The organism is Bradyrhizobium sp. USDA 376 (genome assembly GCF_054063675.1).
In genome coordinates, this window is sequence record NZ_JBSSGN010000001.1 from 1,152,637 (window position 1) to 1,165,671 (window position 13,035).

At 66.4% G+C, this 13,035-nt stretch carries 11 protein-coding genes and 1 pseudogene; 1 reads left to right on the forward strand and 11 read right to left on the reverse strand.

What is annotated here, in order from left to right:
- Positions 1-9: 9 nt before the first annotated feature.
- The 8 genes and pseudogenes from ACVJ19_RS05300 to ACVJ19_RS05335 all read right to left on the reverse strand — a co-directional run bounded on the left by ACVJ19_RS05300 (position 10) and on the right by ACVJ19_RS05335 (position 7,786).
- A complete protein-coding gene (locus ACVJ19_RS05300) occupies positions 10-1,131 on the reverse strand; it encodes an NAD(P)/FAD-dependent oxidoreductase (protein WP_453949950.1) in 1,122 nt (373 codons plus the stop codon).
- Positions 1,128-2,546, reverse strand: coding sequence for an FAD/NAD(P)-dependent oxidoreductase (locus tag ACVJ19_RS05305; protein ID WP_453949949.1), 1,419 nt, complete (start codon positions 2,544-2,546; stop codon positions 1,128-1,130). The genes ACVJ19_RS05300 and ACVJ19_RS05305 overlap by 4 nt, the downstream gene beginning before the upstream one ends.
- On the reverse strand, positions 2,543-2,839 hold the full coding sequence (locus ACVJ19_RS05310; RefSeq protein ID WP_018641635.1) for a (2Fe-2S)-binding protein: 297 nt from the start codon (positions 2,837-2,839) through the stop codon (positions 2,543-2,545). The genes ACVJ19_RS05305 and ACVJ19_RS05310 overlap by 4 nt, the downstream gene beginning before the upstream one ends.
- Positions 2,840-2,866: 27 nt before the next feature.
- Complete coding sequence (locus ACVJ19_RS05315) at positions 2,867-4,003, reverse strand: NAD(P)/FAD-dependent oxidoreductase (protein ID WP_453949948.1); 1,137 nt, start codon at positions 4,001-4,003, stop codon at positions 2,867-2,869.
- A gap of 8 nt (positions 4,004-4,011) precedes the next feature.
- Positions 4,012-4,818: an ABC transporter permease gene (locus ACVJ19_RS05320; RefSeq protein ID WP_453949947.1), complete on the reverse strand. Its 807-nt coding sequence runs from the start codon at positions 4,816-4,818 to the stop codon at positions 4,012-4,014.
- The gene (locus tag ACVJ19_RS05325) at positions 4,815-5,690 is read right to left on the reverse strand and encodes an ABC transporter permease (RefSeq protein WP_453949946.1); all 876 of its coding nucleotides are present in this window, start codon (positions 5,688-5,690) and stop codon (positions 4,815-4,817) included. The genes ACVJ19_RS05320 and ACVJ19_RS05325 overlap by 4 nt, the downstream gene beginning before the upstream one ends.
- A pseudogene (locus ACVJ19_RS05330) lies at positions 5,687-6,728 on the reverse strand (ABC transporter ATP-binding protein). The gene ACVJ19_RS05325 and the pseudogene ACVJ19_RS05330 overlap by 4 nt, the downstream one beginning before the upstream one ends.
- Before the next feature lie 23 nt (positions 6,729-6,751).
- Complete coding sequence (locus ACVJ19_RS05335; protein WP_453949944.1) at positions 6,752-7,786, reverse strand: ABC transporter substrate-binding protein; 1,035 nt, start codon at positions 7,784-7,786, stop codon at positions 6,752-6,754.
- 275 nt (positions 7,787-8,061) lie between these two features.
- On the opposite strand from ACVJ19_RS05335, the gene ACVJ19_RS05340 reads away from it, so the two are divergent.
- Positions 8,062-8,961, forward strand: coding sequence for a LysR substrate-binding domain-containing protein (locus ACVJ19_RS05340; RefSeq protein WP_453949943.1), 900 nt, complete (start codon positions 8,062-8,064; stop codon positions 8,959-8,961).
- A gap of 237 nt (positions 8,962-9,198) precedes the next feature.
- Here ACVJ19_RS05340 and ACVJ19_RS05345 read toward each other — a convergent pair whose 3' ends face one another.
- The 3 genes from ACVJ19_RS05345 to ACVJ19_RS05355 form a co-directional block, all read right to left on the reverse strand.
- Entirely contained in the window at positions 9,199-10,572 is a 1,374-nt protein-coding gene (locus ACVJ19_RS05345; protein ID WP_453949941.1) for an amidohydrolase family protein, read from the reverse strand.
- On the reverse strand, positions 10,569-12,152 hold the full coding sequence (locus tag ACVJ19_RS05350) for an ABC transporter substrate-binding protein (RefSeq protein ID WP_453949940.1): 1,584 nt from the start codon (positions 12,150-12,152) through the stop codon (positions 10,569-10,571). Before ACVJ19_RS05350 ends, ACVJ19_RS05345 begins: the two co-directional genes overlap by 4 nt.
- 222 nt (positions 12,153-12,374) lie before the next feature.
- On the reverse strand, positions 12,375-13,031 hold the full coding sequence (locus ACVJ19_RS05355) for an aspartate/glutamate racemase family protein (RefSeq protein ID WP_453949939.1): 657 nt from the start codon (positions 13,029-13,031) through the stop codon (positions 12,375-12,377).
- Positions 13,032-13,035: the final 4 nt, after the last annotated feature.

Sequence of the window (13,035 nt, forward strand, 5' to 3'; positions counted from 1 at the left end):
GTCCTCTTCTTAGAGCGTGGAAGGATGGAAGCGGTCGATGCCGAGATCGCCGACGCGGGTCTGGGTGCCGCCGTTGACGATCAGCTCCGCCATGACGGCGCCGGCACCGGGACCGAGCTGAAAACCGTGCAGCGAGAAGCCGAACTGGTGATAGAGGCCCTTGTGACGCGAGCTCGGCCCGAACACGGGAATATCGTCCTTCATCTTCGCCTCGATGCCGGCCCAGGCGCGGACGATGGTCGCGCTGCGCATCACCGGGAACAGCTCGAACACGGTCTGCGCGCTGGTCGCAAGGCTCTTCCAGTCGAGCACCGTCTCGTTGCGATCCTGGTACGGCGTGGCCAGATGGCCGCCGCCGATCAGCACGGTGCCGTTCTTGAACTGCTTGAAGGAGAGCTTTCGCCCGCGCAGGATCACGACGGGGTCGATGAAGTGCGGCACGCGCGAGGTGATCATCAGCATCGGCGCCACGGTCTCAACCGGCACCGGCTCGCCGAGATCGGCCGCGATCTTGCCGGCCCAGGCGCCGGCGGCATTGACCAGCACCGGCGCGGCAAAGCTTTCCGAACCCGCATCGACGTGCCAGAGGCCGTCGCTGTAGCGGATGTTGGCGGCGGCCATGCCCTCGCGCACGGTGGCGCCGAGCTGCTCGGCCTTGCGCCGGAACGCCGTCGTCGTCTGCGCCGGATTGGCCGCTCCGTCACGGCGCGAGACCACGCCGCCGGGGCAGGTCTCGGCCACCGCGGGCACCAGCCGGCGCAATTCGGCGGCGTCGATCAGCTCCTCATGGGTGAAGCCGAGCGCATTGAGCTCGGCGACGCGCGCGCGGCAGACGGCGAGTTCGTCCTCGTTCTCGGCGACCAGCACCTGGCCGTAGCTCTCGAAGCTGCAATCGTCGTCGAGGAGATCGGTGATCTTCTCCCAGATGCCCATCGAACGGATCGAGAGTGGGATCTCGGGAATGTGCCGGGCGAGCTGACGGACGCCGCCGGCATTGACGCCGGAGGCGTGGCGGCCGGCATAGTCCTTCTCGATCAGCACCGGCTTCAGGCCGGCGAGGCACAGATGCAGCGTGGTCGAGCACCCGTGGATGCCGCCGCCAATGACGATCGCATCCACATTCCGGGTCATCCGCGCACCACGGCCTTGACGTCAGCCTCGCTCTTCGGAACGGCGGCGAGCTCGGCGAGCGTGATCGGCTTGACCGGCGCACGCAGCCGGTAATAGCCGATCTCCTGCGGGCTCTTGCCCCGCGCCTGCGCCATCAGCTCGGTGACGGTGAGGCCGCAGAGCCGGCCCTGGCACGGGCCCATGCCGGTGCGGCGATAGGCCTTGAGCTGGTTCGGCCCGGTCGCGCCGATCGCGACGGAGTCGAGAACGTCCTTGGCCGTCACCTCCTCGCAGCGGCAGACGATGGTGTCGCCCTTGGGAATACGGAACTGCGGCGCTGGGCGGAACAGCGTGTCGAGGAACAGGCGGCCACGCTCGGCCTTGGCGAGATCGGAGCGGAGCGTTGCCATTGCTGGAAGTTTTGCGGCAGCCGCGGGCGCCAGTGCCTCCACCGCGGCGCGCGCGGCGATGCGACCGCGCACCACGGCGGCATTGGCACCGCCGATGCCGGCGCCATCGCCGGCGATCGCGATGCCGGCGACCGACGAATTGCCGCTCGCATCCAGCACCGGCGACCAGCACAATTGCAGATCGTCCCAGCGATGCTCGACGCCAGCCGCCATCGCCAGATTAACGTTGGGCACGACGCCCTGATGCAGCAGCAGGAGATCCGCAGGAATGGTCTCGCGCTTGCCGCCGGCGACATAGCTCACGCTTGCGAGCTGACCATCACCGGAGGCCGCAAGCTCGGTGACGCCCGAGACGACCTGCACCTTCGCCTTCACCTCACGCATCATGGAGAGGCCCTTGGCGAAATAGGGCGAGGTCAGGAACGCGAAGGCGTGGGGCAGCGCGGCGAAGTAGTTGCCGCGCTCGGTGGTGTCGAGAATGCGATCGATGCGGCCGCCAAGCCGCAAAATCTGCGCGGCGAGCAGCCAGAGCAGCGGTCCCTGCCCTGCAATCACCGTGCGCCCGTCCGGCACCAGCGCTGACGACTTCAGCATGGTCTGCGCCGCGCCCGCGGTCATCACGCCCGGCAGCGTCCAGCCGGGAATCGGGAACGGCCGCTCCAGCGCGCCGGTCGCAAGGATCACGCGCTTGGCCTTGACGAAGGCGGACGCGCCGCCGATCGAGACGGCGATGTCGAGATTGCGGTCGAGGCTCCAGACCGTCGCACGCTGGATGACTTCCGCCTTGCTTGCGCGCAGCGACTGCACGAGATCGGCACCGACCCAATAGTCGGCCCCGAGCTGGTTGCGCTCGGTGACCGGCGTCGATGAGATGGCGCGAAACACCTGCCCGCCGGGACCGATGTTCTCGTCGAGCAGCAGCGTCGACAGGCCGGCTTCGGCGGAGGTCGCGGCGGCGGCAAGGCCGGCAGGCCCGGCGCCGATCACCACGACGTCATAGTCTTCGCGCTTGGGAGCCCCAGTCATCTTCCGATCTCCCGCTTGCCCTTCTGGATTTCGATCTGCATGCCCTCAGCGACAGGCACGAGGCAGCCTTGGCGATTGCCGACGCCGTCGATGGTGACGAGGCAGTCGAAGCACACGCCCATCATGCAATAGGGCAGACGCGGTGCGCCGCTCACCGCGGTGGAACGCCGTGCATCCTGGCCGGATGCCAATAGCGCGGCGGAAACGGTGTCGCCCTGGCGCGCCGCAACGGCAACGCCGTCGACGAAGATCTGCACCTGAGGGCGTTTGTCCTGTTCGGATCGTCTAAACATGGGATGCCTCTTGGCTCCTTGATATCTCTAGTACCCGCTGCTGTTCGCAGCGCCCGCGCTACCAAAGCGGCTGGCCGAGAACGCACCGACCAGCTCGGGCTCGAGCGCGCCCTGCGCCACCATGCGCGCGATCTCGAAGGCATGGTTGGAGGCGAGCGTCACGCCGGAATGGCAGCAGGCGACGAAGGCGCCTGGATGCGTCTCCGACTGGTCGTAGATCGGAAAGCCGTCCTGCGGCATGACGCGAATGCCGGACCAGCTCCTGACCACGTTGAGCCGCGACAAATGCGGGAACATCCGCTGCGCGCGATCGGCCATGACGCCGCTGATCGAAGGCTTCAGCGTGCGATCGTCGAGCTCGTCCTCCTTGCTGTCGCCGATCATCACCGTGCCCTCGTCGGTCTGGCGGATCGTGGTCAGCGGATGCGGCAGGAAGGGCATGGTGCGCTCGGTCACGACCACCTGGCCGCGGGTCGGCCCCATCGGCGCGTAGAGGCCGACCATCGGCGCCAGCGTCTGGTTGGCGTTGCCGGCGGCAAGCACGATCTTGGCGGCGCGCAGCTCGCCCTTGGGCGTCGTCAGGCGGAACTCGCCGCCGCTCTTGCTGATCGCCGAGACCGGACGCTCCGGAAAATAGTCGATGCCGAACGCCTTGAAGCCCGTGTGGAACGCGCGGAATGTGCGCAGCGAATTGACGTGGCCGTCGAGCGGGCAATAGCTGCCGCCGGAGACCTCGGGCCCGATCAGCGGCAGCGCCTTCTTGACCTCGGAGGGCCGCAGCATCTCCATCTTGTAGTCGGCCGCACCGGTCTGGTTGTGCATGCGCTTGACGAGCTCGGTGCGCTGGCCGAATTCGTCCTCGCCGAGCGTGAGATGGAAGCCGCCGTTCTGCTGCAGCGAAACGTCGAGCCCCGTCTGCTGCTTCAGCTCGGACGCAAGCCGTCCCCACGCCTGCGATGCCTGCACGGTCCACACCGTATAGGCGGGCATGCCGAGCCCCTTGCTCTGCACCCACACCAGCGCAAAGTTCGCGCGCGAGGCGCGCTTGGTGATATCGCCTTCGTCGAGCACGGCGACGCTCTTGCCGAGCCGGCCGAGGCCCCAGGCAATGGCGGAGCCGAGCAGTCCGCCGCCGACGACGGCGACGTCGTATTCTCCTGGCATGAGTTCTCCTATCGTCCCGTATCGCCCTTGCCGGCGAGCACGCGGTCGAGCCCGTAGAAGCGGTCGAGCAGAATGAGGGCGGTCATGGTGATCGCAATCACGCAGGCCGAAACCGACGTCACCAGCGGATCGATGTTGTCCTGGATGTAAAGGAACATGCGCACCGGCAACGTCTCGGTGCCGGGCGCCGCGAGAAAGACGGTCATGGTGAGATCGTCGAAGGATTGGATGAAGGCGAGCGCCCAGCCGCTGATGACGCCGGGCAGGATCAGCGGCAAGGTCACGCGGCGGAACAACGTCCAGCCGCCGGCGCCGAGCGAGACAGCGGCCATCTCGACGGTGCGGTCCATGCCGGTCGCGGCAGCCAAAGTCAGCCGCAGCGCGAACGGAAACACGATGATGACGTGGGCGATGATCAGCGCCGCGAAGCTGCCGCCGAGGCCGGCCGAGGTGAAGAAGCGCAGGAAAGCGATGCCGAGCACGACATGCGGGATCATCAGTGGCGACAGGAACAGCGCCGCAAGCATATCGCGGCCGCGGAAGCGATAGCGCGCGATCGCCAGCGCCGCGGGCACGGCGAACAAGAGCGCCACGAGGGAGGACAGCGCGCCTAGCCCGAGGCTGACCCAGAAGGCATGGATGAATTCGGGGTAGTTCGCGATGGTCCTGAACCAGCGCAGCGAAAAGCCGTTGGTCGGCAGCGACAGAAAGCCTTCGGGCGTGAAGGCGACGAGGCAGACCACCAGGATCGGCGCCACCATCACGATGACGAAGATCGTATGGAAGATCAGCGCGAGCGGGCCGTTTTGTCTCATCGAAACACCTCGGCATAGCGGCGCTCAATCAGCGCGTTGCTGCCGACGACGATCAGCACCAGCGCGACCAGCAGCAGCGTCGCGACCGCAGCCCCCAGCGGCCAGTTCAGCGTGTTGAGGAATTCGTCATAGGCGAGCGTCGCCGCGACCTTGAGCCGGCGGCCGCCGATGATTGCGGGCGTCGCAAAGGCGCTGGCCGAGAGCGAGAACACGATGATCGCGCCCGACAGCACGCCCGGTAGGATCTGCGGCATGATGATGCGGCGGATGATGGTGAAAGGTCCTGCACCCAGCGACATCGCGGCGTTCTCGATCTGCGGATCGAGCCGCTGCAGCGCCGCCCACACCGACAGCACCATGAACGGCATCATCACATGTGCGAGCGCGATGACCATGCCGGTTTCGGTGAACATGAAGGGAATGGGCGAACGGATCGCACCAAGCGACATCAAGAGCTTGTTGACGAGGCCGTTGTTGCCGCCGAACAGCAGCGCCCAGCCGAGCGTGCGCGCGACGACGGAGATCAGCAGCGGCCCGAGGATGACGAGCAGGAAGAAGCTCTTCCAGCGGCCGCTCATGCGGTTGAGGATGTAGGCTTCGGGCGCGCCGAGCAATGCGGTGAGCAGCGTGGTCAGGATCGCTATCCGAAACGTCCGCCAGAACATTTCGGCGTAATAGGGATCGGTCGCGATCTCGTGCCAGTTCTTGAGGATGAAGACCGGCTCGATGCCCTTGTACTGGCCCCAATCGTGGAACGACAGCATCACCGTCATCGCCAGCGGGATCAGCAGCACGCCGACGAACAGCATCAAGGCGGGCGCCGTCAGCGCCCACGGCGCACGTGCACTGCGCTCCTCGGCCGCCGCGCTCATGCGCCGGCCCTCGCGCGCACGCTCATGTCCTCGGAGCGCCAGGTCAGGCGAACGGCGTCGCCTTCGGCAGGCTGCGCTTTTCCGTCGTTCTGACGGATCACGATCGCCGGGCCACATTCGCTGTCACACTGGAACAGCCAGTGATTGCCCTGGAAGATGCGCGTGATGATTTTTGCGCTCAGCCCTGTATCGCCAAAGCCGATTCTTTCGGGGCGAACGCTGACGGTCACGGGACCGCCGAGCCCGGCCGGCGCCGGCGCGCGCCAGGAGCCCGCCACCAGCTGCGTCGGCACGACGGTTCGGTCGATCGTCCCGGCAAAGTCGTTGGTCTTGCCCAAAAACTGCGAGACGAAGGCCGAGGCCGGCTTCTCATAGGTCTCCTGCGGCGTGCCGATCTGCTCGATCTTGCCCTGGCTCATCACCACGATGCGGTCGGACAGCGACATCGCCTCGTTCTGGTCGTGGGTGACGAGGATGGTGGTGGTGCCGACGGTGCGCTGGATCTGGCGCAGCTCGATCTGCATCTCCTCGCGCAATTTCGCGTCGAGATTGGACAGCGGCTCGTCGAGCAGCAGCACGCTCGGCTTGATCACGAGCGCCCGCGCCAGCGCCACGCGCTGCTGCTGGCCGCCGGACATGCGGCGCGGATGGCGGTCCTCATAACCGGCGAGGCCCCACCATCGCGAGCGCGGCGCGGACGCGCTCGGCCCTTTCAGTGCGCGGCACGCCACGCATCTCGAGGCCGAACGCGACGTTCTCCGCCGCGGTCATGTGCGGAAACAGCGCGTAGCTCTGGAACACGATGCCGAGGCCACGCTTGGCCGGATGGATCGCGGTCAGATCCTTACCCTCGAGGCGGATCGCGCCGCGCGTCGGATCGAGGAAGCCCGCGATCATCTGCAATGTCGTGGTCTTGCCGCAGCCGGACGGGCCGAGGAAGGAGATGAACTCCCCCTTCCCCACCGACAGGCTGAAGTCCTCGACCACAGTCTGTGCGCCGAACTGCTTTGCGACCCGATCGAGCTCGAGATAGGCCATGACGCTGTCTCCGCTGCGACCGATCAGCGTTCGACCTCGCGATTCCAGCGCTTGGTCCACTCCTCGCGCTTCTCGTTGATCACGGTCCAGTCCGGATTGTAGAGCTTCGCCGCGCGCTCGCCGATCGGCGCCATCTTGCCGAGCTCCGGCGGGATCACCAGCGACTTCAGCACCGGGCCGTAGCCATAGTCCTTCAGCATCACGAGCTGGATCTTGGGATCCAGCAGCATCTTGACGAAGCTCGCAGCGAGCGGCGAGGCATTCGGCTTGGTGATCGGGCATGCGGTGGTCAACAGCGTCGCCGCGCCTTCCTTCGGATAGACGAAGTCGACGGGGAAGCCGGTATTGGCAAAGCTCTGCACCCGGCCGGTGCCCCACACCGCGATCACGGCCTGGCCCGACTGGAACAGCTCGGTCATCTTGCCCGGCGACGGCTCATAGGCCAGCACGTTCGGATTGATCTGCTCCTTGAAGATCTTGAAGCCGGAATCGACGTTGGTCTCGCCGCCGCCATTCATCTTCGACAGCATCACCAGCGCTTCGAGACCATAGGTGTTGTTGATCGGCGGGATCACGAGCTGCTTGGCGTATTTCGCATCCTTCAAATCGTTCCACGAGGTCGGCGGCGCCCAGCCTTTCTCTTTGAACACCTTGGTGTTGTACATCAGGCCGGTGGCGACAATGCCGATCGCGACGGCGCGATCGTCCTTGAAGCGCGCGGTGTCGTAGAGATCGGCCGGCAGGCCATCGAGCTTGCCGCAGAAGCCGAGCTGGATCGCCTGGTACATCGGGCCGTCGTCGACGATGGCGACGTCGATCTGCTGGTTGCCCTTCTGCGCCTGGAGTTTCGCCAGCGTGTCGGTGGAGTTGCCGGCGACGTATTCAACCTTGACGCCATTCTCCTTCTCGAAGGCCGGGATCACCTCGTCGCGGATGGTCTTCTCGAACGAGCCGCCGTAGCCGGCGACATAGAGCGTTTTCTGCTGGGCCGAGGCGACCGACGGGGCGGCAATGAGCGCCGCGATGCTGACCGCTGTCAGGAGGCGAAGAGTCTTCATATGGACCGATCTCCAATACCGGAATGAGGTGACGTGCCGACGAGTCTCGCTGGCTGAAGCGCCTTCCGCATCTCCTTCCGCGCCAATCCGTTTCCGATTAGGGCTCCGGCCCCCATTCGGCGGATTTTGGCGCGATCTGGAGGTTTGAACCCCTCCAATCTGCCGAAAAAGCGGGCTGTCTCCAGTCCTGATTAAAAAGATCGCAACCTATACTTCCATCGTCCAATGAATAATGGCACCCTTTGCATGCCGAAATGTTATGATTGGAATCTGGGATGGCGCGGATCAATTCGCGGCAGGTGGAGGCCTTCCGGGCGACGATGCTGACCGGCAGCGTCACCGAGGCCGCCAAGCTGATGGCGGTGACGCAGCCGGCGGTGAGCCGGCTGCTGCGCGACGTCCAGGCGCTGCTGAAGATGGAGCTGTTCGAGCGGCGCGGCACCGGTCTCGTGCCGACCGCCGCGGCCATGGCCCTCTATACCGAGGTCGAGCGCTCCTTTGTCGGCCTCGAACGCATCACGGCGGCGGCCGAGGAAATCCGGGGACGCCGCACCGGCTCGTTGCGCATCGCCGCGCTGCCGGCGCTGGCGAATGGATATCTGCCGCGGCTCGCTGGACATTTCCTGATGGAGCGGCCGAATCTCAACCTCGCCTTCTTCGGCGTGATCTCGCCGATCGTGGTCGACTGGGTGCTGAACAACCAATGCGACATCGGCTTTGCCGAAGTGCCGATCGCGCATTCCGGCCTGCCGAGCCAACGGCTGCCGGCATTGGCGCGCGGCGCGGTGCTGCCGACCGGCCATCGCCTGGCCGAGAAGGAGGTGCTGGAGCCGCGCGATTTCGAGGGCGAGACCTTCATCTCGCTGTCGGCGGGATCATCGAGCCGGCATCTCGTCGATCAGGTCTTCCACCGTCATGATGTCCGCCGCGTGCTCAGGGTCGAGACCACGCTGTCGGAGATCATGTGCGGCATGGTGTCGTCGGGGCTCGGGGTCTCGATCTGCGATCCCTTCACCGCGCAGGAATTTGCAACGCGCGGCGTCGTCGTGCGTCGCTTCATGCCGCGCATCGACTTCGAATTCTCCGCGGTGTTTCCGGCGCAGCGCAGTCCGTCGCCGGTGGCGCTGGATCTGGTGGAGACCATGCGCAAGGCGCTGCTGGAGTTTGAGGATTAGATTGAGGGTTTCAATCGCGGAGGCAGCCCCTCACCCCACCCTCTCCCCGTAAGAACGGGGCGAGGGAGCGAGAGAGCGGCGCGTCCCTCACTCTCAACCTCTCTCCGCCCTTCTGCGGGGAGAGGTCGGATTGCTCCGGCGATGCGAAGCATTGTCCGGTGCAATCCGGGTGAGGGGCCGGGCACGGCGTTGCCGCGCGTGACCGCCTATCCGACTCGCGAATCCAAGCGGCGACGCTCAGCCGTTGAACGCCGCCTGCGCCTCCGGCAGATCCCAGATCTTGCCGATCGCGGCAGTGCCGGCCGCCGTGATCGCCGCCTCATCCGCGCCGAGATAGCGTCCCTCATCGACCAGCACGCGGCCGTCGACCATGACCTGGTCGATATTGGCGCGGTTGGCGAGCGCGATCAGCGCGCGGCGCGGGTCGAACAGCGGCTGAAGATGCGGATGGGTGAGATCGACCACGGTGAGATCGGCGGTCGCACCCGGCTCGATCCGGCCGAGATCCGGCCGCTTGATGACGTCGGCCGCGACTGCCGTGTTCGCCTCGATCAGCTCCGGCGAGTTCGCGACATCGGCGCGCGCCGAGGTGACCTTGGAGATCAGCGAGGCGGCGTTGAGCTCGCCGAGCAAATCCATGTTGTAGCCGTCGGTGCCGACTACAGTCCGCACGCCATGCTCGGCGAAGCGGCTAAAGGCGGCGGTGATGCCGGCACGCGCGAACACGCGCGGGCAATTGAGAACGGTCATGCCGCGCGCGGCCATCAGCTTGAGATCATCGTCGCTACTGAACATGCAGTGGGCCGCCATCAGGTCGGGCGCAAGCAGTCCGAGCCAGTCCAGGTATTGCGCCGGCGTGCGGCCGCCATAGCGCTTGCCGATGGTCTCGACCTCGGCGCGGCTCTGCGCCATATGCGTCGTGATGGGCACGCCAAGCTCGCGCGCCCGCGCGGCGCAGGCCTGCAGCAGATCAGGACCGCAGGTATCGGTGGCATGCGGGCTCATCGCAAGACTGATGCGACCGTCGCCGCGATTGTTCCAGCGCTGGTAAAGCGCATCCCATGTCGCCATGTCGGCGGTGCCATCATCGCCGGAATAGCGGACCACACCGTCGGGGCCAGCCTTGGCATCCGACGTCGAGAACAGATAGGGCGCGCCGTAGAAGCGGATGCCCATTTCCTCCGCGGCGTCGAACATCTCCGGAATCGAATTGCGGAACGGCTCCATCACCGTGGTGGCGCCACCCTTCAGAAGCTGGAGGATGCCGAGCCGCGCGACCGCCATGCGCTCTTCCGCCGACAAGATATCGGCGCCGCGCTTGGTCAGCGGCAATAGCACCGTATAGACGATGCTCTGGTTGTTCTTGCGGCCGTTGCCGTCCTCACTGTGGCTGCGCGCCACCGCTTCCGAGAAGCAGTGATTGTGCAGATTCAACAGGCCCGGCAGCACGAAGCGGCCAGGTCGATCGTAGACCTGATCCGCACGCGGCTTGTCACGTGTGATCGCCGCGATCCTCTTGCCTTCGACCAGGACCCAATGGTCGCGCAGCACGTCCTGCGCGCCGTTTTTCCGTGACAGCACATAGCTGCCGAAAATTGCTGTGGTGCTCATGCGGGGCGTACGTTCCAGAACACGGCGGTGCCGTCGAGAATGCCGGTGATGGCTTTGCGATAGGCGGTCGGCTGCTTGTACAGGCCGATCGGAATATAGGGGATTTCCTCGAACGCGACCGCCTGGATCTCGCGGCAGATGCGCTGCTGCTCGGCGAGCTCGGAGGCCGCCAGCCACTGGCTGCGTAAGCCTCCCATCTTCTCGCTCGCATACCAGCCAGCAACCTTGCCTTCGCCGCGGATGTTGGTGTTGCCCGCCGGGTTGAGCCAGTCGATGCCCTGCCAATTGCCGACCGCCGCGCTCCAGCCGCCCTGCCCGATCGGATCTTTCTTCAGCTGGCGCTGCAGCACGACCGCAAAATCGAGCCCGGCATATTCGACATTCATGCCGGCTTTGCGCAGTGAGTCCACCGCGATTTCGCCGAGCGGCTTCTGCGCGAGCGAGTTGGTGGGGACGAGCAGCACGATCTTCTCGCCGTTGTAGCCGGCGGCCTTCAGATCAGCCTTGACCTTGGCGTAGTCGCGGGGCCCGCGGAACACGCCGAGGCCGACGTCGCTCGCCATCGGCGTCCCTGGGGCAAAATAGCCGATCGGTGAAACCTGGAAGGCCGGATCGGTGCCGGCGACCGCGGTCATGAACGCGGACTGGTCGATCGCGCCCAGCAGCGCGCGGCGCACGGCGGGATTGTCGAACGGCGGCTGCAGATGATTGAGGCGCAGCATGCAGGCATAACCGCGGGGATCGAGGATGCGTGTCTCGATGTCGCCAGCGGCCTTGATCACCGGCAAGAGATCATGCGGCGTGGTTTCCTGCCAGTCCTGCTCGCCGGTCTGGAGCGCGGCAACGCCGGTGCCGGCATCGGGCGTGGTGGTCCAGACCACGCGGTCGTAGTGCACGACCTTCGGACCCGCGGTCCAATCCGGCTTACCGTCGGTGCGCGGCTGGTAGCGCTCGAACCTGGCATAGGCGTTGCGCGCGCCCTGCACGCGCTCGTCGGCGAGATAGCGGAACGGGCCGCTGCCGATGACCTCGGTGAGCGGCTTGAACGGGTCCTGGCTCGCCAGCCGCTCCGGCATCATGAAGCAGGCGTTGATCGCGGCCTTGCCGAGCGCCTGCGGCAGCAGCGGGAACGGTCGCTTGAGACGGAAGCGGATGGTGCGGTCGTCGGCGGCCGACAGCTCCGCGGTCGCCTCCATCAGCTCGCCGCCAAAGCCGTCGCGCGCCGCCCAGCGCCGGATGCTCGCGACGCAGTCGCGGGCCAGAACGCGTTCGCCGTCATGCCAGAACAGGCCGTCGCGCAAGCTGAGGTCCCACTGGAGCTGGTCGCCGGAGATAGCGTGGCCCGACAGCATCTGCGGCGAGACCTGCAGCGATGAGCTCATGCCATAGAGCGTGTCGTAGACCATGAAGCCGTGGTTTCGCGACACCTGGGCGGTCGAGTAGATGGGATCGACGAAGGCAAGGTCGATGACGGGAATGAAGCGCAGGGTGGATTGAGATTCGGCGCGGACGATGCCCGGCAGCGACAGCGCCGGCACTGTGGCAGCAGCCTTGAGGAGCGAACGGCGGGAGATGGACATTACGAGAGGCTCCTAAGGGACGTGATATGCAGCCGCAGCGTCGCTGCGCTCCCTCCCCCGCTTGCGGGGGAGGGTCGGGGAGAGGGTGCATCCGCAAGCGAGGGCCCCAAGAGGAGAGAGCCCTCACCCGCGCCTGCGGCGCGACCTCTCCCGCAAGCGGGAGAGGTTGCAGCGAGTGCGCCGCCAGCGATGTGGGAAAAGCCGAGGTTCATGACTTGCCGCCTACCTGCCGAGCAAGACCGCGCCGATCGCGGCCGCGACCGCCTGCTGCGCCGGCTCGACCACGGGCACGCCGATCGCCTCCGCGATCGCCGCGCGATGCGAAGCCATGCCGGCGCAGCCCATCACCACGACATCGGCGCGGCATTGGGTGACCAGTGCACGCCCGGCATCGATCAAGCGGCCGCGGATGTCTGCGCCTGCCGTCTCCGCTGCGCTCGCGCCGACCGACCAGCTTCCGGCATAGCGGCTATCGACGCCCATCACCCGCGCCATGCGCTGCTGGCGGCGGATGCTCGACGGCGACAGCGCGATGACGCCAAAGCGTTCGCCCAGCATCAGCGCACGAAAGATGCCGCATTCGGCGATGCCCAGCACGGGGCGTCCACTAGCGGCCTCGCGCACCGCGTGCAGGCCGGGATCGCTGAAGCAGGCCAGCACGAAGGCATCCGCATCGTCGTGCGACACGCGGTTGACCAGCGGCATGACGACGCTGTCGGCGTCGCGCTGCGAGCTGATGCCCGGCGGGCCCTCGGCAAGACCCACGACCTCGATCTCCGGCCCGCCGGTGATGCGCAGCGGCGCGACCGCGTCGTCGATCGCCGCCGTCACCGACGCCGCGGAGTTGGGGTTGATGACGAGGATGCGGCGACGGGTCATGGCA

Bases quoted from the DNA above. Each gene is read 5' to 3' on its own strand.
- ACVJ19_RS05350 (WP_453949940.1), bottom strand. From the start codon at position 12,152: ATGTCCATCTCCCGCCGTTCGCTCCTCAAGGCTGCTGCCACAGTGCCG.
- ACVJ19_RS05335 (WP_453949944.1), bottom strand. From the start codon at position 7,786: ATGAAGACTCTTCGCCTCCTGACAGCGGTCAGCATCGCGGCGCTCATT.
- ACVJ19_RS05355 (WP_453949939.1), bottom strand. From the start codon at position 13,031: ATGACCCGTCGCCGCATCCTCGTCATCAACCCCAACTCCGCGGCGTCG.
- ACVJ19_RS05340 (WP_453949943.1), top strand. From the start codon at position 8,062: ATGGCGCGGATCAATTCGCGGCAGGTGGAGGCCTTCCGGGCGACGATG.
- ACVJ19_RS05320 (WP_453949947.1), bottom strand. From the start codon at position 4,818: ATGAGACAAAACGGCCCGCTCGCGCTGATCTTCCATACGATCTTCGTC.
- ACVJ19_RS05300 (WP_453949950.1), bottom strand. From the start codon at position 1,131: ATGACCCGGAATGTGGATGCGATCGTCATTGGCGGCGGCATCCACGGG.
- ACVJ19_RS05315 (WP_453949948.1), bottom strand. From the start codon at position 4,003: ATGCCAGGAGAATACGACGTCGCCGTCGTCGGCGGCGGACTGCTCGGC.
- ACVJ19_RS05345 (WP_453949941.1), bottom strand. From the start codon at position 10,572: ATGAGCACCACAGCAATTTTCGGCAGCTATGTGCTGTCACGGAAAAAC.
- ACVJ19_RS05305 (WP_453949949.1), bottom strand. From the start codon at position 2,546: ATGACTGGGGCTCCCAAGCGCGAAGACTATGACGTCGTGGTGATCGGC.
- ACVJ19_RS05325 (WP_453949946.1), bottom strand. From the start codon at position 5,690: ATGAGCGCGGCGGCCGAGGAGCGCAGTGCACGTGCGCCGTGGGCGCTG.
- ACVJ19_RS05310 (WP_018641635.1), bottom strand. From the start codon at position 2,839: ATGTTTAGACGATCCGAACAGGACAAACGCCCTCAGGTGCAGATCTTC.